The organism is Brucella sp. NBRC 12950, assembly GCF_030268145.1.
Taxonomy (GTDB): Bacteria; Pseudomonadota; Alphaproteobacteria; order Rhizobiales; family Rhizobiaceae; genus Brucella.
In genome coordinates this window covers 61684-86115 of the sequence record NZ_BSQC01000002.1, presented here as the reverse complement: position 1 = coordinate 86115, position 24432 = coordinate 61684, and the positions used below count along the sequence as shown (strand labels likewise).

Genomic DNA, 24432 nt, shown 5'->3' with positions numbered 1-24432 from the left:
CATGACAAATCGAAATTCGATCGAACTTAATTTTCTGAGCCGAACAATCGGCCGGAGAAATCTTCTAAAGACCGCTGCGGGTTTGGCGGCTTGCAGCATGACCAGCGGTCTTTTGACCGCCGCAGCGCATGCTGAGGGCGGCCTCGTCGCACTTGTGCACACACAAGCCGCAGGTGACGCAAGCGCTGTGGACTCGATGATCGCCAAGCTCAAGCAGCTCGCAGATGAACAAGGCTTTCAGTCTCGCGCCGTTTATGCGCAGGACCCAGCGACTTACGAAACCATTTTCCGCACCCTTGGTGATGCGGGCGCTTCAGTCATCGTTTCAACATTCAATGAAGTCGCAGAACCATTCAAAGCGCTGGCCCCATCCTATCCGAACACCAAATGGATTCAGCTCTTCGCCGACCCGTTTGAACCCGCGATTCCGAATGTCGTAACTGTCTCATATGACTATTACCTTGGCTGTTACTTGTCTGGAATCTTTGCAGCACGCATGAGTAAATCCGGCAAGCTTGGTTTTATTGGCGGCGTGTCCATCCCGCCAATCAATGCTGACTATAACGCGTTCAAAGCAGGTGCACTGTCGGTGCGGCCTGATGCATCGGTCGCGATTGCCTTTGCAGGTTCTTTTCAGGACCCCGCGAAAGGTCAAGAAATCGCCACGCAGATGTATTCAAGTGGCATTGACTTCATACAGACCGACGCAGCAGCAACCGACTTTGGCATTATCGCTGCTGCCAAGGAAGGCGACGGTCGCCTCGTGAGTGTTCTCGACCCGGCACAGTTTCCGCAAGGCCCGAGAAACGTAGCTTCCATCGTCGGCCTGGACTTCGGTAATTCGCTTTACAACGAAGTAACAAAGGCACTTGGTGATACCTTCGCTGGGGGCACACATGAACATACCGGGCTTGGAACGGGCGTTATCGACTTTATTCCCTCGCCTTTGTTTGCAGCCCAAGGGCCAGCGGATCTCGTCGCCAAAATGAAAGAAGTCGAACCAGAAATAGCCGCAGCGCGCGCAGCGATCCTGGATGGATCTCTCAAAGTCCCGTTTAACACAACGCTCTGATCCTTAACGGGAAAAATCAACGATGAACAAGGCCAGCCCTCCAATATTTGAATGCAACGATGTGACCGTGCGTTATGGATCGATTGTTGCGCTATCCGACGTCGGAGCCGTCTTCGAACGTGGGAAAATCCACGCCGTTGTCGGCCAGAATGGTGCGGGAAAAACCACTTTCGCCAGAGTTCTGGCTGGCCTCGTTCGACCCGCGTCAGGGACACTCAAAATCGATGGTCGTCCAATCATGGGCGGCAACGTCAAAGACGCGCGGCGTTCTGGTGTGGAACTCGTACATCAGAGTTTTGCGCTGCCTCCCTCATTCACTGTCGCAGAAGCCATGCAGTTTGGTGCAGAAGGCGGAAGCTTGTTTTTCAAAACCCAGCTCGAGAAGCGTTGGCAACCTCACCTCAACGCCCTCGACGTAAAGGTTAGAGCCAAACAGCGAATTCGCGATCTACCTGTCGAGACTCAGCAAGGCGTGGAAATTGCGCGCGCACTCGTCTCCGACGCAAAACTTCTCATACTCGATGAGCCCACAGCGGTCCTGTCACCAGAAGGCGCAGACAAACTCTTCGAACGTGTCCGACGCCTGAAAGCGCGTGGTGTGACCGTTGTCCTCATTTTGCACAAGATCAGGGAAGTTCTGGCGATTGCAGATACAGTCACGGTGTTACGCGGCGGAAAGCTCGTAGATGGGCCGATACTATGCGACGGTATCGATGCAGATAAGCTGGCGGAACTTATAATCGGATCGGCTGCCGCTAAAAAACTAAATGTTGACGATAAGGCTGTCCTCACCGGAACGAACGTCATCCCACACATTCATGAAGCAGCCGCAGTTCAGGACAACGCGCCGGTTTTGTGTATGACCAAGGTTTCGACGCGTTCAGACCCTGAAGGCCCCGCTCTCGATCAGATCAACCTAAACATAGAATCGGGCGAAATCGTCGGTGTGGCAGGGGTAGAAGGCAACGGCCAGCGAACACTTGTGCGCGCAATTGCTGCGATGGCGGACGTCACTGAAGGCAATATAACAATCGACAACCAGAATTTGACCGGCGCGCCGCTCGCTGCGCGACGCGGTGCTGGCCTGCGCATTATTCCTTTCGAACGCAACGTTGAAGGATTGAGCCTGACCAGTTCGCTCTGGGAAAACTGGGCAGCGCGTAATCTCCTGCAAAAGTCACTGTTATCAACGATAAGCCCGTCTGCAATCCGAAAGCACTGCGACACGGCGCTTAAAGAATGGGACGTGCGCTATTCCGATGTGAGCCAGCGTGCAGGTTCGCTCTCGGGTGGCAATGCGCAAAAAGTGATCCTTTCTCGGGAAATGGATAAGGACGCAAGGCTCATCCTCGCTGCACAGCCCACGCGCGGTCTCGATATCGGCGCGACCTCCTTCGTTTGGGAGTCAATGCGCAAAGCGCGGGCTCGCGGTTGCGGTCTTTTGTTCATCTCATCAGATCTCGACGAAATATTTGATATCTCTGACCGTGTTGTAGTCATGCTTTCAGGCCGCATCGTTGCCGAATTCCGTCCGCCGTATGATCTTGCCGCGGTGGGAGCCGCGATGACAGGAGTCCATCAATGATCGACCGCCTCGTCTCTGTTTTCCGCGCCGTGATCTTCATTCTGATCGGTCTAATCTTGTGCGGCATCATATTTCAAGCTGCAGGCTACTCGGCGAGCCTGATGTTTCAGTCGATTGCCGACGGTGCTTTCCTGCGGCCAGGCGCATTGCAGCAGGCATTGCGATGGGGACTGCCACTTTTCATAACCGCGGTTGGTGTAGCTGTGTCGTTCCGGGCGGGTTACTTCAACATTGGTGCGCAAGGCCAGTTCTATATGGGCGCGATCGCCGCTGCGTTCATGGCCGAACAGCTTAACGGCTCGCCAGCGCTGATCCTCATTCCGCTTTGCTTTCTTGCGGGCATGACGGGTGGTGCCCTCTGGGCTCTATGGCGGGGGCTCCTGCGTCTTAAATCAGGGGCAGATGAAGTAATAACCACGCTGATGGGAAATTTTATCGCTGGACTGTTTTTGCTCTATGTCACAGCAGGACCACTGAAAGATCCATCCGGCACTGGTCAGCAATCATCAAGTCGTCCATTGGCGAGCGCCTATCGCATCAGCGATTCTTTAGGTCTATCGCCCACAATTATCGCCATCGCTATTATCGTGGGCTTGGTCATGTGGTTCCTCGTTAATCGCACAGCCTTTGGTGTGCTGTCGGGCCTTGCGGGCCGCAATCCAACCATGGTGCGATGGCAAGGCGCACGCACATGGCGTATCGGACTTGCTAGCTTCCTTCTGAGCGGCGCACTCGCAGGTCTGGCCGGAACCATCGAGTTCATGGGCCCCAACGGTCGATTGACGGGTGGCTTCCTGCCGGGTCACGGATTTACGGCCATTTTGATCGCCCTTGTCGCAAACTTTTCAGTTGTGGGAACAGCTTTCGTATCGCTGTTCTTTGGTGGACTAGCATCGGCGGCGCTTTACTTGCCAATCATGGCTGGCCTGCCGTCGTCAGCAATCGATATTATCAACGCATCCATTGCTCTTTTCATCACGGCAAAATCCACTGTGGTGGACCGGATCGCAAAACTCGGAGGACGGATATGGAAGATTTCCTAATAGCAATCCTGCGTTCAGGCACCCCACTTATCTATGTAACCCTCGCGGGCGTGATCGCACAGCGGACCGGTATCTGGCATCTAGGCCTTGAAGGGCTAATGATCGTGGGGGCCTGCGCGACCATTCTGGGTATAGTGCTCACACAATCGATCTGGCTTGCACTTCTAAGCGCCATAATCGTCTGTGTAATCGGTTCAATTCTGTTTTGGTTTGTTGTCGAGAAACTAAAGGCCAATCAGATCATTGCTGGGCTTGGACTTACCGGCCTAGGGCTCGGCGGCACTGCGCTTGCGGTCCAATCCATTTTCGGAACGCAGGCCGCAATCAGTGCACCCTTTGGACTTCCACGTATCGGAACCGCCTTCGGGGCATTCGGATCCCTGTCGATCCTCGTTCTGTTCATGCCTTTTGCTGTACTCGCCGTCTGGCTCGTCCTCAGACGCACCCGCTTTGGATTACGGTTAGGTGCCGCTGGTGAACATCCATTCGCCGCACGCAGCGTCGGGGTGAACCCGGCTGCTATGCGCCTCGCAGCACTCATCATTGGCGGGGTGCTATGCGCATTGGCGGGGGCAGAGCTTGCAGCAGGAAGCCTGCAGATCTTTGCTCAAAACATGACGGCAGGCCGTGGCTTCATGGGTTTCGCGGCCGTCATTTTTGGAGCAGGCCATCCCATTGGAGCAAGTCTCGCGGCAGCATTCTTCGCAGTCGTTGGTGCCCTTGGTATCCGGGCACAGCTTGCCTTTGGCAATCGTGTCCCCCACGACCTGCTGCTCGCACTTCCGTATATCGCCACAGTTCTCGGTGTCTGGCTCAGCACGCACTTGCGAGGGGGCACGAAAGCCGCAAGCGGATTCAGTGAACTGCGAGATCAGTAAGAATACCGGGACAAGTCCATGACCATCAAACTCAAGCAGACATTAATCAGAAACGCCACTATCATCACGATGTGCGCGCAACATGGGAGCCGTCCTTTCGAAGGCGATATTCTGATCGAGAGGGGGAAAATTGCACGCATCGGTCAGAACCTGACAGTTGCACCCGATGCGTCCATCATTGAAGGCAAGAACCGCCTTGTCATGCCGGGACTTATCAACGCGCATACCCATTCCAGTGAAACCTTCTTCCGTGGACGCTACGAAGGCATGCCACTCGAAATCTGGTTGCTATATGCCTATCCGCTGCTAATGGGACCGGTCATTGATGAAAGACTGCTTTATCTTCGCAGTCTACTTCTCGCGATAGAGTCATTACGCAACGGTGTGACCACGCTTTGCGACGATTTCTTCGACCCTCCAGCTCATGATCTATCAAGACTTTCAATTGTTTTCCAAGCCTACGAGCATGCAGGCATCCGCGCAAATATTTCGAGCGCTGCGATGAATATTCATACGCTTGACGCCCTTCCTTATGCGCGTGCAGTGATGTCACCTGCTCTGCAAAAGCAGCTAGATTTCGGCCCTTCCATGTCCGCCGATGCCTATATTGACTACTGCCACGCCGCCTTTTCAACTTTGCACGGAAAGGCAGGCCGCCTCAATTTTATGCTCGCACCTTCTGCACCGCAACGCTGTTCTGCAGACTTGCTTCAGGCGTGCCATGAGCTCTCGTTGAAGATGCACGTTCCCTTGCACACCCATGTGTTGGAAACCAAAACTCAAGCCGTCACCGGATACGAACTATATGGCAAAAGCCTCGTTGCATATATGTCCGAGTTAGGCGTGCTCACGCGCAACACAACTGTCGCACATTCAGTTTGGGTGAACCCTCACGACATCGAATTGATGGGCTCTGCGAAATGCTCAGTCGCCCATAATGCGATATCAAATCAGAAGCTAGGCGCTGGCATCGCCCCAATCCGTCAGCTTATGGATGCAGGTGTCACGATCGCACTGGGAACCGACGGCGTTTCTTCCAACGACACCGCGCGCATTTTCGATGTTATGCGGGTCGCGGGGCTCATACACAGCGTATCCGGCCCCGATTATCAACAGTGGATTTCTGCCGACGAGATACTTAAGATGGCGACAATCGACGGAGCCCGCAGCGCGATGCTTGAAGACGTTACAGGATCCCTAGCCGCCGGTAAGGCTGCGGACTTATTAATACTCGACCTCACGAAGTTAAGCTTTCTACCAATCAACGATATCGCAAAGCACCTTGTTTACGCTGAGAACGGCTCGTCGATAGAGACTGTGATGGTAGCGGGAGAAATCGTTGTTCAAAGAGGGAAGATGTGCTCAATTGATGAAGACGATATTCTGGCTGAAATTCGTGAACTCGTTCCTGCGCACCTTTCACAACATTCCGCGCTGGAACAACGCAACGCCGTATTTCATTCGACTATGGCCGAAATTCATCGCCGTGCGACTTCAAAGGACATTGGCATCAACCGTTACATAGGGGCGACCAACACGATGATGCCTTAGAATGCCAGGCAAACCTTCGTAGACTGACTTCTGCCACCTGCAATTCAAAGGAATATAAGTCATCTTCGCGCAGATTGACTGACCGCAAGACGGCGTCACATCGACACCTTGCGATTGATCACGTCATCTGCGAGGTCGAGTTTATCTTGAGAGCGAAAAGACCAGCGGATAGCGACTGTTTAAGATTGGGATCGATGCGGTCAGAACTGGCTTTAAGAAAGGCGATCTTTCGCCGATATGTTTGATCGAGACCACTCGGAAGTGAACATTGAATTTTCTGGGTTGATCGATGTAGGCCTCGGATGATCGAACGCCAAACGGTCGGCCGGCGCACGCCTTTTTCTCCAGACTGACGGACGACCTACAGTGCGTATGATTATTAATCTGATTTATAGTATTGCCTCAAGAATCTTGTAGAGCCATAAGAATGGGCAGAAGAAGCCGCCTGAAACTGCTAGGGGCTTTAAATGGCATAAGGAGATTTCATGCGCTCGATTATCATGGCAGCTATGATGCTAGCAGTAACAGGCGCCGCGAAAGCCGCCGAGAAGCCGATTGACACCTACTACGCCCGGCTGAGCGAGCGCGATCATTATAGCTCTTCCGGACAGCGCCTTACCAAAGTTGCCGGCATCATTAGACAGGACCGAGCAAACGTTCACCAATTTGGCAAAGTCGATGCGGAGGACGAAAAAGACAAGTTCTTCAGCAGCAAGGAGAACCGTGCCAAGCTTGAGAATATGTTAGCAAACGTCCGAATCTCGCCAATCGATCAGGCAACCATTATCAATGCAACGCCTGTGATTTTCGTTGAAGTCTATCCGACTTACGTTGTTGTAACAATGAAGTAGCAACGCGTTGCAGGGCGGGTATTGTCAACCCGCCCTAAGCAGGATTCGAGTTTTCGTCACCTTATCAATACGTTCTCTTGTATAAAGCATCGGAACCGGGCTGGCATCATGCCAGTGCGACAGAAGATCTTTATAATGCTCCGAGGTGGGTACGCCTGATTGACCGGGATTATTTACGAAGAGACTGTTGTCCCATTTTCCTACATCAATGATCATCCGGACAGACGGCCCCGCGACAACCGAGAAATCTTGCAAACGATAGGTCGCATAATTTAGCGTTGAACTGCTACCACCCAATGGTACCGGAGATATCGACCAGTCGCTGTCGGTCAATGACTGCAAGGGATGGTGGAGGTGCAACTTATGAATATCGCCCCATGCCCATTGCGAAACATCCCTCCCCATCAAAGATACGCATTCCGACCAAGCATCGCTCAGGCTTTGTTGAATGGCCGCAAGATGGCCAGATGTTGTTTTGGCATGTTCCAGCCATGCAACAATGCTCGGTGAATCAAATGGCATAAGCAGAGGCACAACATCCGCGGTTGCCCCCTCAGCTTCTGCAACCAGTGGACCAAGATACTTGCTCAACCATATTTCAAAGAGCGCTGCCGGTGCAGATTTTGCCGCGAGGTCCGCATCCCAATCGCGAAGAAGTAGTACAGCCTGATTATCACTCTCCGGGAAGAGTATCCTAAGGCTTTCTGATATCCGCGCTGCAATGGGCGAGAAAGTGGAGGCTTGCATGCGTGCGCAGTCTTCTAGTGATATCGGCGCATTGCTCAACAACGTTTCATGCAAGGTGTCGTGACGACTGCTGTCCAGCCATTCGTAACCGATGACCGGATTCGAGGCGGCCCACTTATCTGGTACATTCATGGCATTCGCAGTAGCAATAAAGCCGCGTTGCGGGTTGATTTCCACAGGACCAGACTGCGGTGCCAGATAGCTTTTCCATTCATATCGCCCATCCCCTGGGACAGGTAAAAGCCCGTCCCAATTTTCACGAACAGGTGTGGCTCCCGAAGGCTTCCAGGCAATGGTGTTGGTTGTATCTGCATAGATGTGATTGACCGATGGGCAGCCCCATCCTTCTAACGCACCAGCATACTCGGAATAGGTCTTTGCCCGCATGACGGAAAGGCTGGCCATATAGGGTGCCATTCCTTCATCCATCCAAACCGTGCGAAGGCCAAAAGCGCGTTTATTTGCTTTATCCTCATAAAGAACTGGACCGTGCCGGGTGAATTTCATTTCGACCGTTTGATCGGAATATCCTTTGACAGGAATGTTATCAGTGATCACCGTGAACCTCTCCCAACCGCCGCGATATGCATATTGGTCGGGATCGCTTTTGTTGGTCTCATAGACGTAGATATCCTCCTGATCGGCACCAAATATGGTTAGACCAAAAGCTGCAGTACCGTTATGCCCCATGGAAATTCCCGGAACCATAGGCTCGCCTGCGCCTATCACATCAAGCCCCGGCATTGTCAGATGAATCAGGTAGCGGATTGATGGCAGACCATGTGTTCTATGGGGATCAAGCGCCAGTATGGGTCGACCTGTTGTAGTTTTATGCGCCGCGATTGCCCAATTATTCGAGCCCTCTTCAAACGAGGCGCGAGCGATTTCTCCGGACGCCGAGACCACAGTCCAAAGACTTGCTTCATCCAGTGTTGCAGCCAATCGCTCTTTTGAGAATGTGGCAGGACTGACGGCGAGCTGGAAGTCGCGCAAAACCCTGTCGGTCATGATGCTTGGGTCAAAGCCATCAACAGGCTTTGGCAGCACGTCGTGCGACAATTTCTTGCGCAGTTGATCGAGCTTTGCACCCAGTTCCACGCCGGCCTTTGCCATGACTTTTGAGCGCAAAAGCTCTGATGATGCATTGCGCGTCAGCGAATGGGTGCGGACGCGCACAACATCTTCTGCACACCAACGATCAGGCTTGTGACCGAGTAAAGCAAATTCGGGTGGAAGTGACGTCTCGCCTGCTTCGCAGGCATCGATATATGAATTAATGCCTTCAGCAAAGGCCCTGCATATCTGTTCGGAGTCTGAACCATAAGCCTTCCACTCCGCCACCATGTCACCACGATACAGCAGCAGGCGTGCGGCCCTGTCTTGCTCAAGATAACCGGGGCCGAAATCACGAGCCATTAGGCCAAGCCCGCGCTTGCGTGCAATATCGATCTGCCAAAGTCGGTCACGCGCGGCATTAAAACCCTGCGCAAAAAACAAATCATGCAGGTTCTCGGCTCTGATGTGAGCGACCCCCCATCGATCCACATTGATCGTGACGTCATCCAGCAGGCCCACAACGTGGGCTGCCGTTAATCTTGTAGTATCGGCCATGGCCGCACCTCTGGCTGTTATTCCAGTGAGAGAAATAGGCCTGCGTGAAGGCGGGCACGTTCGACCAGACTGTCTACGAAAATATGCTCACCCAATGTATGCAGCCCCTCACCCCGCACACCGATGGAATCGAGCGTTGGCACACCGAGTGCACCGGTGAAATTGCCATCCGAGCCGCCACCGGAGCTTTGTGCGGTCATGGTGAACCCTATTTCCTTGGCGATATTATTTGCAAAATTAAAGAGCTTCATGTCCTGTGCCTGACCCGGCTCCCAGACTGGACGTGTGACGCCCCGAGTGACTATCAATTCAACTCCGTCTTTGTCTCCGCCAAGCGCCATGATCCGTGCAACGCCGTCTTCCAGATCCTTCTGCGTTTTAGCCATGCTAAGTGCTTCGGCTTTGCAGCCTGAGGAGACACAATTGACCCATTGCCCGGCGTGGATAACACCAACTGAGAACGTGCAATCATCTGTCGTCAGTGCTTCTACCTCAATAATTTTCTCGGCCATGCGCCGGATTGCCGATCGGCCTTCTTTGAGCAGCCAACCAGCATGACTTGGCTTGCCCACTGTCTCAAGATCGTATCGTGCAATTGCATAACGGCCGACAACTGCACCACCATCACGCAGTGCTGGTTCGGGCACCAACACATATTTGTTCTTGAGCGCTTCCTGCTCAATCAAATCCCGCGTCGAAGGCGTGCCCACTTCTTCATCGGGTGTTAGAAGAAACGTGACGGGGAGTTTCGTTGCAAGTCCGCTCCGCGCGATTTCACGCATGGCTTCAAGAGCGACGAAGTTTCCGCCCTTCATATCCTGAATGCCGGGGCCGAAAAGTTTCCCATCCTCGCGGCGATAAGGATTGACGTTAATCACCCCGAGTGGATGAACCGTATCAAGATGGCCAGAAACCAGAATTCCAGGTTTGCCTTGATCTTTATGCGCAAAGCGAGCACGCAGGGAGCCGCCAAATCCCATTCGCCCCGGAATGAATTCGATAGTCGCGCCTGCTGCTGCAAAATCATAAGCGGCAACCTCGACCATTCGGTTGACTGCGCTTGCATCGAAAGTCGGGCTTTCCGTCTCAATCCAGGGGCGCAGGCGCGCAATCATATCATCGAGGTTAAATGGCAATTGATGCATAGTCATGCTGCTAAGTCCTTGTTCACTGGCAGGCGGGTCTCTACGATCCGGGCATAAATCGAGGCTCCGATTGGCAGCGCTTCCGGTTCAAGCACGAAAGCAGGGTTATGTAACGCAGCTTTGCCGCCATGCATCACATTGATGTATGCGCCCGGCACACGAGTGAGCATGTCTGCAAAATCTTCACTGCCCATGAAAGCCGGGCAATCATCGCTCACATTATCTTCCCCCAGGACATCGCGCGCTGCCGCCATATAAGCATCGGATAGTTCAGGATCATTGCGAAGGACATCAAAGACATTGCGAAGATTGACATCGACTGTGATGCCGTACCCCGCAGCCACGCCTGCACAGATTTCCTGAATACGGCTTTCCGCCAGATCGCAGACATGCTGTTCAAAATAACGGATTGTGCCGGTAATTGTTGCCACTTCCGGCACGATATTATAGGCGCTGCCTGTATGAAACTGCGTGCAGGATACAACGCAGGCGTCGGTTGCCGGAATGTTGCGCGATACAATTGTCTGTAGCTGCCCGACCAGATCCGCACCAATCACCAACACATCGCGGGCATTGTGCGGCTGCGCTGCATGGCTTCCCTTGCCGGTTAGCTTAATATCGAAGAAGCTCGCGCCCGCCATCGCGGCACCCTTGCGGATTAATGCCTTGCCAAGTGTGCCCATAGGCTGATTGTGCATTCCGTAGATTTCATCGCAGGGAAAACGTTCAAAAAGCCCTTCAGCGATCATGCCGCGTGCTCCACCCAACCCCTCCTCGGCGGGCTGGAAAACAAAGACCGCAGTTCCTTCGAAATTGCGTGTTTCTGCAAGATACTGGGCAGCACCAAGCAGCATGGTTGTATGCCCGTCATGCCCGCAAGCATGCATCCGTCCAGGATTTTGCGATGAATAAATCACGCCAGAAATCTCATCGATCGGCAGCGCATCCATATCTGCGCGCAAACCCACACGCCGATTGCCCTTATTGCGTCCTTCCAAAATGCCAACGACGCCGGTTTTGGCAATTCCGGTGTGAACTTCGTCAAAACCCCACTTCTCCAGAAGTCCTGCCACGACACCTGAAGCGTGCTGTTCTTCAAAACCAATTTCGGGATGACGATGCAAATCTTCAAAAACCGCACGCATCTCGCCGGCTTTCTCTTCAATAAACGGTATGATGGGCATGATTTCATTCCTGTTTGAAACAATCAGTAAAATCGGGGCCGCGGACGGCGGCCCTCCGATCAGGCCGCGGATCGTCCCGCAGCAAAATCCCAGAAGCGACCTGGCGCCGCCTCTATTAACGAACGTGTATATTCATGCGAGGGGTTGCCAAGCACATCGGACGCAATCCCCTGCTCAACAACCTGTCCGCGCTTCATCACCAGCACTTCATCGCAGATCTGTGCCGCGACACGCAAATCGTGCGTTATAAAAATGATGGCAATCCCTGTATCGCGCTGCAACACTGACAGTAATGCGAGGACCTGAGCCTGTACCGAAACGTCAAGTGCTGACACAGCCTCATCAGCTACAAGAATATCCGGCTTCAGAGCAACCGCCCGCGCAATGGCAATGCGTTGACGCTGGCCACCGGAAAACTGATGCGGATAGCGTTTGAGTGAATCCTCGGGAAGCGACACGATCCTCAAGAGGCGCTTGGCTTCCGCAATAGCCTCTTCATATTGAACACCGTAATTGACTGGCCCTTCTGTTAGGCTTTGCTCAATTGTCCAACGTGGGTTCAATGAGCGAAAGGGATCTTGAAACACGACCTGAAGCTTTTTGCGGAACGGCTTCATTTCACGTTTTCCCAGATGGGCTATATCGCGTCCATCCACGACGATTTCCCCTTCGGTCGGCTCGATGAGACGCATGATTGATCGAGCAACAGTGGTTTTACCAGACCCCGACTCACCAACAATTCCAAGCGTCCTTCCAGGCTGAAGGGCGAAATTCACTTCATAAGAGGCTTTAACTCCCGGCTTTGTGCTAAACAGTCCGCCGCTTTTGTAGGTCATCCCGAGGTCACGCACGCGGATCACCGCTTGCTGCTCTTGCGGTACACGCGCCGATCGCGGAATGAGGCTCGGAACCGAGCTAAGCAAGTCCTTGGTATATTGTTGCTTTGGCGATGTCAGAACCTCACGGATGCTCCCTCGCTCCATGATCTCACCGCCGCGCATGACACAGACACGGTCAGCGATTTCGGCGACTACACCCATATCATGTGTGATGAACAACACCGCCGTGCCGTGCTTTTCCTGCAATTCTGCGATCAGAGACAGGATTTGTTTTTGCGTGGTTACATCGAGTGCAGTGGTTGGCTCATCGGCAATCAGTACGATTGGCTCCAGAATGAGTGCCATAGCAATCATGATGCGTTGCCGCTGACCACCTGAAAGCTGGTGTGGGTAACTTTGGTAAATCCGCTCAACGTCCGGCAGATGCACTTGCTCCATGATGTTGATGACTTTGGCACGCTTGGCCTCAGCTGAAAGATTGGTATGTATGTCCAGAACTTCCGTGATCTGCGCGCCCACCCGCATGACCGGATTAAGCGCTGTCATCGGCTCCTGGAAGATCATCGAGATTCGCGTCGCACGCATCTTCTTCATGTCAGAAGCTGGGAGTGTCAGCAAATCAGTACCATCGAGCAGGATTTTTCCGTCTCTAACCAGTAGGGCATCTTTAGGCAAAAGCCCCATCGCGGTCAGGGAAGTCACCGATTTTCCTGATCCGGATTCGCCCACGAGACAGACGGTTTCGCCTTTGCGAATGTCAAAGTTTACACCGCGTAATACTGGTGTACCACCGGGAAGCGCCACTACAAGATTTTCGACATTGAGAACGACCGGTGCGTGTGTGAAATCACGATTGCGCAGTTCCATATCAGCCCTCCCGCTTTTTCAGTCGTGGATCGAGCGTATCGCGCGCTGCGTCACCCAAAAGATTGATCGACAAAACACAGAGTGTCAGTAAAACACCCGGCCAAAGCACGATCGATGGTTTGATGCGGAAGAATTGTCGCCCTTCAGCCATGATATTGCCCCAGGTGGGAATCTCGGTGCTGATGCCAGCCCCAAGAAACGAGAGGATTGCTTCAGTAAGGATTGCGGAAGCCACAATATATGTGCCCTGCACAATCAATGGCGCCATTGTATTTGGCAGAAGATGCCGGAACAGAATTTTTGGTGTGCTCGAGCCAAGAGCAACCGCCGCTTCGACATATGGTTCTTCACGCGCTGTCAGAATGACAGATCGTACCAGACGTACAACGCGGGGAATTTCTGGAATAGTGATCGCTATGATGACAGAACCAATGGATGGACCGTTGAGCGCTACCAGAGCAATCGCAATCAGGATCGATGGCATGGCCATCAGGGCATCCATCATTCGCATGATGATTGCGTCCGCCGTACGGAAGAAGCCGGCAATAAGGCCGATAATAACTCCGATCCCAATGGAACTTGCAGCTGCGAGAAGGCCAATTAGCAGTGAAATACGCCCGCCGAGAATCATGCGTGAAAACAGATCGCGACCATAATTGTCAGTCCCAAGCAAATATTCATCAGAAGGCGGCTTAAGCCGCATCATGGGGTTCATAGCAAGCGGATCGTGTGGGGCGATCAATGGAGAAATGAGAGTGAGAAGGATGATTGCGGCGAGAAGAAACGCAGCAATAAGTGGCCCGATACCTACGCGTGTAACGCGCGGCAACGAGAACAGGCGGAGTAGCCAGTACATGCCTGCCGATGTCTGTTCTGAGCGCATTAGTAACGGATCCTTGGGTCGAACAGCGTATAGGAAAGGTCGATCAAAAGGTTGACGAAGACATAGAGTGCGCTTGTAAGCAGAATCATCGCCTGAATAACCGGATAATCGCGCGCCAGTACTGCATCGACAGTCAGGCGACCAATACCCGGAATGTTGAAGATGCTTTCCGTCACGACCACTCCAGAAATCAGCAACGCAAAGCCTGTGCCAACAATTGTCACGACTGGAACGGCTGCATTTTTGAGTGCATGTACAAACAATAAGCGACGGTCACTTACGCCTTTTGCACGTGCGGTGCGTATGTAGTCTTCGCCAAGCACATCAAGCATCGCCGCGCGGGTCATGCGCGCAATCAGCGCTATATAAATTGAAGCAAGAGTGAGAGCAGGCAGGATTGCGCGCTCCAGAAAGCCCCCCAAACCTGAAGAAATCGACCTGAAACCTTGAACTGGAAGCCAACCAAGATTGACCGAGAAAATCAACAGAAGCACATATCCGACAAGGAAGACCGGAACGGAAAAGCCAAGAACGGAAAAGCTCATGACAAGATAATCTGCCCATGAGCGATGACACCAAGCAGCGACCACACCCATTGGAATAGCCACTAAAACTGCAATGATGATAGTCAGTATCGCAATCGATATGGTGGGGCCGATGCGCTGCGAAACCATATCAAGAACAGGCACGCCGGAAATCAACGAAACGCCGAGATCACCTTGCATAATGTTACCCATCCACGTGAAATACTGGGTGAGAATGGGCTCATTGAGGCCCATTGCCTCGCGGATGCGTTCAAGCTGTTCGGTAGTGGCTGCGTCACCAGCCAGAATTGCCGCCGGATCGCCCGGTGTCAGTCGAAGGAGAAGGAAGACAAACACTGATACCAGCAACAATACCGGCACGAGTGCAAAAATACGTTTTAATAAATAGACAGCCATGTGCGCGTCCCGCTTGAGGTGGAACCGACACAGAGCCGGCCCCACGTTGAACTGGGAGCTACCGCGCCAAACGCGATAGCTGCGGGCGGATTATTCTTCAGTCTTCTTCACGTTCCAGAAGACCGGAACGGGTGAACCGAGCATATCAACGACATTGCTTCTGCGGGCTTGAGGAGGATTATATTCTCCGAGCGGGATGTACAGCACCGTGTCATAGGTATGAGCTTGGATCTTCTCGACCACCGCCTTCTGTTCTTCAGGCGTTTTGGCTGCAATATACTCCTTCTTCAGCGCTTCGATCTGGTCGTCCTGCGGCCAGCCGAACCAACCTTGTTCGCCACGACCGTTGAGCATCACAGAATTGATCGGCGTTGCAATCTCGGGGATTTGCCAGTTGGTAAAGAAGATATTCCAGCCACCCTTCGCAGGTTCGTCCTTGGATGCACGGCGCCCGACAAGCGTCTGCCAATCCATCGGCTGCATGTCCACTGTGAAACCCGCTGCGCGCAACTGCTGAGCGGCAACCACCGGCTGCGGTGATAGACTGGTAACGTCAGTTGGCTGCATCAGAACAACCGGTTTGCCGTCATAGCCTGCTTTCTTGAGCAACTCTTTTGCTTCTTCGACATTGCCTTTCGCGACGAGACTCTCAGAGCCTACATCAGTGGCGTTTGGCGTGCCGCACCCAAAAATGGCGCCGCAAACCTTGTAATAATTGGGGTCTGCCATCAGGGCAGCCAGTACTGGTTCTTGCGACATGGCTAGAAAGGCCGCACGACGAACATCCGGATTGTCAAACGGCGGATGCTTGAAATTGAGACGGCCCATAGTCTGATAGCCAAGCGGATCGCGCTGTTCCAGCACGACAGTGTCGTCGCCTTCAAACAGCGGCACTAGATCGACTGGAACCTGTTCGATATAATCGATTTCGCCACTCGTCAGCGCATTCACAGCGGTCTGAGCATCAGTCATCGTGACCCAGCGCACCTTGTCGACATTGACGACTTTGCCACCCGCCATCCAGCTCGCCGGTTCGCCGCGCGGTACATAATCTTCATTCTTGATATAGCTCACGCCCACACCCGGCTGGAACTCAGCGGGCACAAACTTGAATGGACCTGAACCGATATGTTCGGTGATGGCGGTATCAGCGGGGGTTGCGGCAATGCGGGCAGGCATAATGAAAGGCGGCAACGCTGCCTGCTTGGCGAGTGTGTCTAGAAAGGGGGAGAACGGTTCTTTGAGTGTCCAGACAATCGTCTTGTCGTCGTCTGCCTTCAACGAATCCGTGATGTCCATAATAAGTTGGCCACCTGCATCACGCTTCGCCCAGCGCTCAAGGGAAGCCACCGCATCCGCAGCAGTTACAGCCGCACCATCATGGAATTTGAGGCCATCGCGCAACTTGAAAGTGTAAGTCTTGCCGTCGTCCGAAACAGTCCAGTCCGCCATCTGCGGCTGCGGCTTGAAATTCTCATCGACGGCAATCAGCACGTCATAAATCATGTAAGCATGATCGCGTGTGATATGAGCAGTTGTTATGATCGGGTCTAGGATACGAAGATCCGAATGCATTACGGCAGTCAGCGTTGTTTCTGCCCAGGCATTTCCCGCACTCAGGGAAATCAACGAAGCTGCTATGCCATATTTCAATTTACGGAGGATAGGCCCAGGTTGTGGTGATTTGAAAAACTGCATCTACTTGGTTCCTCTGAAGGTTGTTTTATTGTTTTATTTGAATGTATCTCCCAGTGGTTCAAGCCGGATGCCTGAACGTAAATTCTTCCATGTCAATTGTGCTGGGCTAAGCGGCATTGCGCCGGGAGCGGTGCAGACAAGAAGTTTTTCGGCAATTGGCGCGAAATCTGCCCTGAAATGCACAGAGCTTTTATTCACGAGAATAGCTTCCTGCTCAGGCTCAATGCCAACCATGCGATAAAGCGCACGATCTGCCATCTGCGCCAGATTTGTGGTTACAACGACACGTGTTCCACCGAGCCGCAGGCAGGCGGATGGCCCCATATCAAGCCAGGTTCCGCCATAATAGGGACCTGTTGCATGAGCCTTGCCATCAGACAGCCTTTCAACGAAGAACTTTGCTTTATAAGGTTCATCGCCCGCGATACCAGACTTGCCGCCAAGTGCGATCTCAACTTCCACGCCTTCGCCAGCCTGATGCGCAATTTTTGCGGCTTCTGCGTCATGAATACAACCGATGGCAGCTCGTTTCGCACCACTGGACACCAGTGCACGCAACATTCCGGTCGTATCTGAACTGCCACCTGCGCCAGGGTTATCCTGTGTATCAGCAATTATGATCGGGCGGCTTGCATCGCGAGAAAGTTCAATGGCTTTCGCAACGCCTTCTTCGGGCTGGTAGGCAGTGCCTGCAAAGGCAGGCTCTGCCGCAGTGAGCGCTGCCAAGATATTATCGGCGCAGGCTTCCACCGCGCGGCTGTTCCAACCATAAGCAAAAACAGAAGGACCGCATTCAGCAAAATCGGCGGCAGGAAAACCCATGAAAAGTGAGGCCGTGAGCACATCTTCTGGTATATCGACCGTCATACCATAAAGGCCCTTGGCGGGTTGTTCATCGGTACATTGCCATGCAATCGGAATAAGGTAGTCACCTTGCCGCATCGCCTTGTGCCAGCCGTCAGGCCGGTCCATGAGCTCCTGCAGAGCTTCTGCCGCGCGGTATCCGGTTTCTGCCATATCAATATGCGGATAGGTTCGGAAACCCACCATAACATCCGCGTGATCGAACATGCGCTTCGTAATATTTCCATGCAAATCAAGGGCTACCGATAGCGGCGCCTCATGGCGGACGGTCCGAACGCGCTGCAAGAGCTCGCCTTCTCCATCATCGATATGTTCAGCGACCATCGCACCATGCAAGTCGATAAAAATGCCATCAAGCGGACCGCAATCCCTTAATCCCGTAACAATTTCGGAAACGATTGTTTCATAGGCCTCCTGTGTAACAGGCGCAGAAGGAATAGCGCCTGCCCACAGGATCGGCACAACCTCCCAGCCCGCTTGTTGAGCAAATTTCAGCGCGCCTGCTATCCCAAGATTGACGTTTTGCGCATTTGTAAAGATCGCGTCACCGCGCGAAAGCGGGATATATCCGCCGCCCTGAACGAACGCCCCCAATGTTGCCGGAGTGGCAGCAAAAGTGTTCGTTTCATGCAAAAAGCCAGCTACAGCCACGCGTTTTGACACGAGCGTACTCCCATTTCCTGACTTGCCCCCTCGGGCTGAACTGTGTATCTGTGAGCGATACATCTATATTGATTTTTTATGATAGGGATCAATTTTGATCCTTGTCAATGCTTGAATCTGGATTAAAGCTTTTTCTCATGAACACATATCGAGACCTGCGTGGCATATCCACTTTCGATCCTGATGAAGCCGACGCTTTTTCGGATGATCCATTATTCTTGCGTTCCGTCGCACGCACGGTCGCGGTAATGTCGGCGTTTCAAACGGCTCGACATCCCCTCTCGCTCACCCAGGTGGCCAATGCTGCAGGGATTGATCGCAGCGCCGCCCAACGTATTGTCCATACTCTTTTGAAGCTCAACATGCTGGCGCGAGATCCCGACGACCGCGGATATCTACCGGGGTTGCGCGTACTTGATATGACCCATGATCTCTTGCGGCTCAACCCAATGTTGCAGCGTGCAAATCCTGTCATGCTCGAACTCCGGCGACGAGTGAGTGAGCGTGTTGACCTCTCGTTATTCGATGACGTCCGCGTCATCTACGCCTTGCGCATGCCTTCCAAACACGAGGTGTTCAGCGCGACAATTGTTGGAAACGCTGTGCCGACTTACTGTACAGCAGGTGGCGTGGCCATTCTCTCGCGACTGCCAGACGAAACCATTGCCGATATCGTCAGCCGCTCTGATCTTACTCCGTTCACACCGCATACCGTTCGTGACCTGGAAGGAGTGATGAACCATGTTCGCGCCACGCGAGAACGAGGGCATTCTCTGCTTTGCAGCCAACTCCTGAATAATGAGGTGGTAATCGGCGCCCCGATAATGGACTGGCGTGGCACACCAGTGGGGGCAATTCACGTTGCAGGCAGCTTACAGGAATGGACTGCCCAGGGCTTCAGCGACAGTTTTGGACCTTTGATCCAGAACGCGGCCCAAACAGTTTCGGAAAGATCCTCTCCCTCCGGCAATAGAAAGATTGACACCGTTTAACAAATCTATCCAACAAAAATGCCGGGCTTTTAACCCGGCACTTCAATCAATTCGTCTTCTTCTAGTCTTCTTTAATCATGCTATCTTTGCTGGTATCACGCATCCGCAGATAAACAACCAACGAAATACCAATCATGACGGTGACATACCAGTAAAAGCCGCGTTCCCATCCCCCATTCTTAAAGCTCAGCGCGACGTATTCAGCAGTACCGCCAAATAATGTGTTAGCAAGAGCATAAGGCAGTGCCACGCCAAGTGCACGGATATGAGCCGGAAACAGCTCCGCTTTTACCACCGCATTGATAGAGGTATAGCCTGTCACAATTATCAGAGCACCCATGACCAGCAAACCGGCAATGATCGGATCGCGCGTCTGCTCAAGTGTCGAGAAGATCGGGTAGGTGAACAACACTCCGGCCGCACCAAATCCAACCATGAGCGGCTTACGGCCAATCTTGTCGGAGAGAGCACCTGCTACCGGCTGCAGACACATAAAGATGAACAGCGTGATTGCGTTTATCTGACTGGCAACTTCGCGGCTGAAACCAGAAGTATTGACGAGAAACTTCTGCATGTAAATCGAGTACGCATAAAAGGCGAGCGTACCGCCGGCAGTCAAAAGCATGACCAGTGCGGTTTCCTTCGGATGATGCTTGATCAGCGTCCAGAACCCCGACTTTGGGACATCCTTTGTCTTTGAATTCTTGAAGCTTTCCGTTTCAGCAAGGCCACGACGCAGCCAGAATACCACCACGGCAAGCAGCGCACCGATGAAGAATGGAATTCGCCAGCCCCAGGATTCAAGAGCGGGAGTTTCCATCGTGCTCTGAAGCACGATCAACAACAAAATTGCCAGAAGCTGGCCAGAAATCAGTGTGACATATTGGAAAGAAGAGAAGAAACCGCGACGGCTTTTACCAGCCATTTCTGACAGATAAGTCGCGCTCGCTCCATACTCACCGCCAACGGACAGGCCCTGCATCAAACGTGCAAGCACCAGAAGAGCTGGAGCGAAGAGTCCAATGGTTTCATAGCCAGGGGTTACTGCAATAATGAGAGAACCCGCACACATCAGTGTGACTGATAGAGCCAAGCCTGCCTTACGACCCTTGCGGTCTGCATAAATTCCCATGATCCACGCACCAATTGGGCGCATGATAAATCCGACGGCAAAAACGGCTGCAGCACTCAGAAGTTGCGCCGTCTGGCTATCCGATGGAAAGAAATGAGGGGCAAAATACAGAGTAAAAGCTGCATAAACATACCAGTCGAACCATTCGACAAGATTACCGGTCGACCCACCGATGATGGATTTCAGTCGACTGTTGGTGCTTGGCGCGTCGCTCCGTTCGGAGGTGATTGAGACCATGCGGTTACTCCTTCAAATCTTTATTTTTAAGCTTCACCCGAGGCTTGAGCGCGAGGCAGCGCTTGCTACGGATGACTTGACCACGTTCAGGGTTATCGGCCGCCTCACATCCTTGATGCGCCTTGCAACGGAAGCTCCCCCTGAAAACCTGTGCCGAAGGGTGGGCGTCTAATGCCGTGAACCATGATCTGCCTCGCCATCACTTGGTCGCGCAAACCAAGAAATGCGCATCTGAGTTTTCAGAAAACTTCGCGTTGAAAAGATCATATTCTTGGCACTGCACGGATTAGCTCCTCCCTACGAAACTCCCAATTTCGAAGTAGCGCTAAAATGCGGGACAAGATTTGTAACTTCCATAGCCACTGACTAAAAAGTTTAGTTTATTGAATTAACTCAATGAATCGCAATTCTGACACAATTCGACAATTGCTTCTGTGCAAATTTTTGCGTGACTTTATTAGGATTAGTGCATAATCCTGCACAAATGAGGATATCGTTGAACGCGACCAGAATCCTTCTCGTTGCTTTAGCAGTGCTTTTGGCAACGATATTCTGGACAGCAGCAAAATTTTGGACCGAGACGGATGCGCTTGATCGTTTGAGCGAGGATGCGACCCTTGTTGCGCGGCAACAGACGAGACTGATCGACAGCGAACTTGCCAAGTTTCGCCTGCTGCCAGTGGTGCTCAAAGAATATAGCGATTTGCACGATGTTTTGGATGGCGGCTCATCGGACGCAACAGCACGATTGAACGATAAGCTCGAGTTCCTAGCAGAACAGATCGGTTCGCCGATCATCTATGTGATCACGCGCGACGGCATGGTAATAGCCTCCTCCAACGCAAACACACCTGAAAGCTTCGTTGGTCGAAATTACGGATATAGACCATATTTTCAGGGTGCAATGTCGGCGGGTGCAGCGGAATACTATGCGATTGGTGATCTTAGCGGACGTTTCGGCCTGTTTCTCGCCAGACGGATCGGCGACGAAGCTAATCCAGTCGGCGTTGTGGTCGTTAAGTTTGAATTCCATCGGCTGGTGAAAACCTGGTCTAACGATCCGGGTCAGACATTCGTTATCGATCCGCGCGGCATCATTCTCGCCTCGACCGATAAGGCAGAGGATTTGCGCTCGCTCCAGCCTATCTCAACCGAAGAACGCACCAAAATCAGCCAGAGCGGACAGTTTAGCGTCGCAGACCTTCAGCCAAGTCACTACGCATTCGAACCTGAAAACATGATACGTGGTCCATCTGGTTCAAAGTTCATCACCGTTGATGAACCAATAGCTGAGACCGAACTGAAACTCATGCATATCGAAGCAGTCGCGCCATCCCTGCGCGCTGCCCACGATCATGCGCGCCTTATCACCGTTTCAGCGCTTCTGATTGCCATGACGCTCTTTGGCGCAATCTACTGGCGCATCACCCGTGCGGCGCGCTTGGCTGCGGATCGGGCGGCGCTGGAAACAGCTGTTAGTGAGCGCACTTTAGAACTGAGCGCGGAAATGGTTCGGCGCGAACGCGCTGATAAGCGCTTTCGTGAAGCGCGCGAAGAACTTGCGCAAGCCAACAGGCTCGCATCGCTGGGTTCGATTACCGCAGGTCTCGTCCATGAGATCAACCAGCCAGTGGCTACCATTCAGACACTTGCAGAAAACGCACAGCATCATCTTGGCAAAGGCAAACTCGAGAAAGTCGCAGCCAATCTTTCTACAACCGTGGAGCTGACGGCGCGCATCGGCTCCATCACGCAACAAATGCGGCGCTTTGCGCGTCGCGGACATCGTGAGCTCGCCCCTACTGGGCTAGATGAGTTGTTGGAAGGCACGCTGCTCATCATGGGAGATCGGTTTCGAAATGCAGGCGTGACACTTGAAACGCCGAATGGATGCGATTTCCAAGTCTTTGCAAATCGCGTTCGTCTCGAACAGGTTCTGGTCAATTTGTTTCAGAACGCTCTTGATGCGGTAGCAATGCAACCAAAACCGCGCATTGCCTTGTTCATCTTCGGGGAAGACCAGCAAGTAACACTTACTGTCGCCGATAACGGCCCGGGCATCGATCCGGCATTGGGCGATGAAGTGTTCAGTCCGTTTGTGACCGGCAAGCCTGAAGGGTTGGGACTTGGTCTGGGCATTGCACGCGATATTATGACAGAACTTGAGGGCACGCTGCGTATTGTGCCTTCACCATTAGGAGGTGCCGCCTTCGCAGCTACTGTAAAGCGGGCAAAGCAAGCATGACAGACATAGAACCACTCCGCGTAATTCTGATCGATGATGACATGGCCTTTCGCACCGCATTGGCGGATTCCTTTGAAATAGCCGGGATGGACATCCAAACCTTTGCTGATGGCCAATCGGCCCTCGCCAATTTGAACGCCGATTTTCCGGGCATTGTCATCACCGATATCAGGATGCCGAAAATAGATGGCCATGCGGTGCTGGAAGCGCTGTTGGCACGTGATCCCGAGCTACCGGTCATTTTGATGACCGGGCACGGAGACATCGGCATGGCCGTGGCTGCCCTCAAAAAAGGGGCATTTGATTTCATCGCCAAACCTTTTGCCGCCGATCACATGATCTCGAGCGTCCGGCGTGCCCTTGAAATGCGTCGACTCGCCCTGGAAAACCGACGACTGCGAAAGGCTGCGGCAGAAGCCGAACAAGACTTCCCGCTTTTCGGCGAAACCCCGGTAATGGTTAGGCTACGCGAGACAATCCGCCAGCTTGCGAGTGTTGATGTCGATGTATTGATTGAGGGTGAAACAGGAACCGGTAAAGAACTTGTAGCACGCCTCCTCCACCGCTGGAGTTCACGTCACGCACGCGGCTTCGTTGCGATCGACTGCGCGGCGCTGCCAGACGCCATCGCAGATGACGTACTATTTGGTAATCGCATTCAGCGCGGGAGGATCGTTGACGCTGATCGTGGCACACTGTTCCTCGATGAAATCGACAGCATGTCCGCATCCGTGCAGGGCAAGCTTCTGCGTGTGGTTGAGGAACGGGAACTGCCCAGTGCAACGGGTGAACCCAGAGCTGTCAATCTGCGGATAGTTGCGGCTGCAAAGAGCGACCTGGAAGTTTCGGTTAGAGCTGGCCTTTTCCGGTCGGACCTTCTTTACCGCCTGGAAACAGTTAGGCTGCGTATTCCGCCCTTGCGAGAACGCCGTAAGGATATAGGTCTGCTTTTCTCCTATTTTCTTGATGAGGCTGCAGCCCAATTCGGCCAGCCTCGCCCAATTATAGACGCAACAATTGAAACGCGACTGAATTCAGATGATTGGCCAGGTAATGTGCGTGAGCTGCGCAATTTTGCCAAACAAGTTGTTCTTGGATTGGGAAAAAGTCCGCTAAAAGAAGCGGGCCAAGTGCCGCTTTCTGAACAGATGGATGAATTTGAAGCGAAGGTACTGCGCGAAACACTAGAGCGGTTGAACGGTGATGTTAGTGGGGCTGCAAATATCCTACAGCTCCCGCGCCGCAGTCTTTATGCCCGTTTGCAGAAGTTGGGTATCGATGCATCATCATTCAGAAAGAAGGACGCTCTTTAGGCACGTTCTTACTTCAAAATTGCCCAACTCATCGCTTTACCTGGCAAATCGAGCACCGTCGCGCTCTTCCGTCTGAACTTTGTCGAGAATT

Annotated in this window: 18 protein-coding genes; 9 read left to right on the top strand and 9 right to left on the bottom strand. The window is 52.9% G+C overall.

All coding sequences use genetic code 11. The features are described from left to right. Position 1: 1 nt before the first annotated feature. The 6 genes from QSJ70_RS03420 (at position 2) to QSJ70_RS03395 (ending at position 6980) form a co-directional block, all read left to right on the top strand. Entirely contained in the window at positions 2–1072 is a 1071-nt protein-coding gene (locus QSJ70_RS03420) for a BMP family ABC transporter substrate-binding protein (RefSeq protein WP_285534803.1), read from the top strand. Positions 1073–1094: 22 nt separating this feature from the next. Beyond that, positions 1095–2657, top strand: coding sequence for an ABC transporter ATP-binding protein (locus QSJ70_RS03415; protein ID WP_285534802.1), 1563 nt, complete (start codon positions 1095–1097; stop codon positions 2655–2657). Then, positions 2654–3700 carry an ABC transporter permease gene (locus QSJ70_RS03410; RefSeq protein ID WP_285534801.1) on the top strand — a complete coding sequence of 349 codons (1047 nt, stop codon included), beginning with the start codon at positions 2654–2656 and terminating at the stop codon, positions 3698–3700. Before QSJ70_RS03415 ends, QSJ70_RS03410 begins: the two co-directional genes overlap by 4 nt. Next, a complete protein-coding gene (locus QSJ70_RS03405) occupies positions 3685–4578 on the top strand; it encodes an ABC transporter permease (RefSeq protein ID WP_215777304.1) in 894 nt (297 codons plus the stop codon). Before QSJ70_RS03410 ends, QSJ70_RS03405 begins: the two co-directional genes overlap by 16 nt. A gap of 18 nt (positions 4579–4596) precedes the next feature. Beyond that, entirely contained in the window at positions 4597–6129 is a 1533-nt protein-coding gene (locus QSJ70_RS03400) for an amidohydrolase family protein (protein ID WP_215777306.1), read from the top strand. A 485-nt stretch (positions 6130–6614) separates the two neighbouring features. Then, the gene (locus QSJ70_RS03395) at positions 6615–6980 is read left to right on the top strand and encodes a hypothetical protein (RefSeq protein WP_215777308.1); all 366 of its coding nucleotides are present in this window, start codon (positions 6615–6617) and stop codon (positions 6978–6980) included. 24 nt (positions 6981–7004) lie between these two features. Here the strand turns inward: QSJ70_RS03395 and QSJ70_RS03390 are convergent, their stop codons facing one another. From QSJ70_RS03390 to QSJ70_RS03355, 8 genes are all read right to left on the bottom strand, one after another. After that, entirely contained in the window at positions 7005–9338 is a 2334-nt protein-coding gene (locus QSJ70_RS03390; RefSeq protein WP_285534800.1) for a penicillin acylase family protein, read from the bottom strand. 17 nt (positions 9339–9355) lie between these two features. After that, positions 9356–10489: a M20/M25/M40 family metallo-hydrolase gene (locus QSJ70_RS03385; protein WP_215777311.1), complete on the bottom strand. Its 1134-nt coding sequence runs from the start codon at positions 10487–10489 to the stop codon at positions 9356–9358. Beyond that, positions 10486–11667, bottom strand: coding sequence for a M20 aminoacylase family protein (locus tag QSJ70_RS03380; RefSeq protein WP_285534796.1), 1182 nt, complete (start codon positions 11665–11667; stop codon positions 10486–10488). The genes QSJ70_RS03385 and QSJ70_RS03380 overlap by 4 nt, the downstream gene beginning before the upstream one ends. 59 nt (positions 11668–11726) lie before the next feature. After that, complete coding sequence (locus tag QSJ70_RS03375) at positions 11727–13373, bottom strand: dipeptide ABC transporter ATP-binding protein (RefSeq protein ID WP_215777315.1); 1647 nt, start codon at positions 13371–13373, stop codon at positions 11727–11729. 1 nt (position 13374) lies between these two features. Continuing rightward, on the bottom strand, positions 13375–14256 hold the full coding sequence (locus QSJ70_RS03370; protein WP_502871660.1) for an ABC transporter permease: 882 nt from the start codon (positions 14254–14256) through the stop codon (positions 13375–13377). Continuing rightward, positions 14256–15197 (bottom strand): ABC transporter permease, encoded by a 942-nt coding sequence (locus QSJ70_RS03365; RefSeq protein ID WP_285534795.1) that lies wholly within the window; start codon positions 15195–15197, stop codon positions 14256–14258. Before QSJ70_RS03365 ends, QSJ70_RS03370 begins: the two co-directional genes overlap by 1 nt. 90 nt (positions 15198–15287) lie before the next feature. Beyond that, positions 15288–16895, bottom strand: a complete 1608-nt coding sequence (locus tag QSJ70_RS03360; RefSeq protein WP_285534792.1) for an ABC transporter substrate-binding protein — start codon at positions 16893–16895, stop codon at positions 15288–15290. A 33-nt stretch (positions 16896–16928) separates the two neighbouring features. After that, the gene (locus tag QSJ70_RS03355; RefSeq protein ID WP_285534791.1) at positions 16929–18422 is read right to left on the bottom strand and encodes a M81 family metallopeptidase; all 1494 of its coding nucleotides are present in this window, start codon (positions 18420–18422) and stop codon (positions 16929–16931) included. 137 nt (positions 18423–18559) lie between these two features. On the opposite strand from QSJ70_RS03355, the gene QSJ70_RS03350 reads away from it, so the two are divergent. After that, positions 18560–19414 carry an IclR family transcriptional regulator gene (locus QSJ70_RS03350; RefSeq protein WP_215777324.1) on the top strand — a complete coding sequence of 285 codons (855 nt, stop codon included), beginning with the start codon at positions 18560–18562 and terminating at the stop codon, positions 19412–19414. 61 nt (positions 19415–19475) lie between these two features. Here QSJ70_RS03350 and QSJ70_RS03345 read toward each other — a convergent pair whose 3' ends face one another. Continuing rightward, on the bottom strand, positions 19476–20783 hold the full coding sequence (locus QSJ70_RS03345; RefSeq protein ID WP_285534788.1) for an MFS transporter: 1308 nt from the start codon (positions 20781–20783) through the stop codon (positions 19476–19478). Between the two features lie 484 nt (positions 20784–21267). Here QSJ70_RS03345 and QSJ70_RS03340 point away from each other — a divergent pair, with 484 nt between their 5' ends. Beyond that, entirely contained in the window at positions 21268–23028 is a 1761-nt protein-coding gene (locus QSJ70_RS03340) for a sensor histidine kinase (RefSeq protein WP_285534786.1), read from the top strand. Next, on the top strand, positions 23025–24341 hold the full coding sequence (locus QSJ70_RS03335) for a sigma-54-dependent transcriptional regulator (RefSeq protein ID WP_285534784.1): 1317 nt from the start codon (positions 23025–23027) through the stop codon (positions 24339–24341). Before QSJ70_RS03340 ends, QSJ70_RS03335 begins: the two co-directional genes overlap by 4 nt. Positions 24342–24432 lie beyond the last annotated feature (91 nt).

Excerpts from the sequence above, each read along its gene's own strand:
- QSJ70_RS03345 (WP_285534788.1), bottom strand. The coding sequence starts at position 20,783 with ATGGTCTCAATCACCTCCGAACGGAGCGACGCGCCAAGCACCAACAGT.
- QSJ70_RS03370 (WP_502871660.1), bottom strand. The coding sequence starts at position 14,256 with ATGCGCTCAGAACAGACATCGGCAGGCATGTACTGGCTACTCCGCCTG.
- QSJ70_RS03380 (WP_285534796.1), bottom strand. The coding sequence starts at position 11,667 with ATGCCCATCATACCGTTTATTGAAGAGAAAGCCGGCGAGATGCGTGCG.
- QSJ70_RS03415 (WP_285534802.1), top strand. The coding sequence starts at position 1,095 with ATGAACAAGGCCAGCCCTCCAATATTTGAATGCAACGATGTGACCGTG.
- QSJ70_RS03420 (WP_285534803.1), top strand. The coding sequence starts at position 2 with ATGACAAATCGAAATTCGATCGAACTTAATTTTCTGAGCCGAACAATC.
- QSJ70_RS03350 (WP_215777324.1), top strand. The coding sequence starts at position 18,560 with ATGAACACATATCGAGACCTGCGTGGCATATCCACTTTCGATCCTGAT.
- QSJ70_RS03395 (WP_215777308.1), top strand. The coding sequence starts at position 6,615 with ATGCGCTCGATTATCATGGCAGCTATGATGCTAGCAGTAACAGGCGCC.
- QSJ70_RS03360 (WP_285534792.1), bottom strand. The coding sequence starts at position 16,895 with ATGCAGTTTTTCAAATCACCACAACCTGGGCCTATCCTCCGTAAATTG.
- QSJ70_RS03405 (WP_215777304.1), top strand. The coding sequence starts at position 3,685 with ATGGAAGATTTCCTAATAGCAATCCTGCGTTCAGGCACCCCACTTATC.
- QSJ70_RS03385 (WP_215777311.1), bottom strand. The coding sequence starts at position 10,489 with ATGACTATGCATCAATTGCCATTTAACCTCGATGATATGATTGCGCGC.
- QSJ70_RS03400 (WP_215777306.1), top strand. The coding sequence starts at position 4,597 with ATGACCATCAAACTCAAGCAGACATTAATCAGAAACGCCACTATCATC.
- QSJ70_RS03365 (WP_285534795.1), bottom strand. The coding sequence starts at position 15,197 with ATGGCTGTCTATTTATTAAAACGTATTTTTGCACTCGTGCCGGTATTG.
- QSJ70_RS03335 (WP_285534784.1), top strand. The coding sequence starts at position 23,025 with ATGACAGACATAGAACCACTCCGCGTAATTCTGATCGATGATGACATG.
- QSJ70_RS03375 (WP_215777315.1), bottom strand. The coding sequence starts at position 13,373 with ATGGAACTGCGCAATCGTGATTTCACACACGCACCGGTCGTTCTCAAT.
- QSJ70_RS03340 (WP_285534786.1), top strand. The coding sequence starts at position 21,268 with ATGAGGATATCGTTGAACGCGACCAGAATCCTTCTCGTTGCTTTAGCA.
- QSJ70_RS03410 (WP_285534801.1), top strand. The coding sequence starts at position 2,654 with ATGATCGACCGCCTCGTCTCTGTTTTCCGCGCCGTGATCTTCATTCTG.
- QSJ70_RS03390 (WP_285534800.1), bottom strand. The coding sequence starts at position 9,338 with ATGGCCGATACTACAAGATTAACGGCAGCCCACGTTGTGGGCCTGCTG.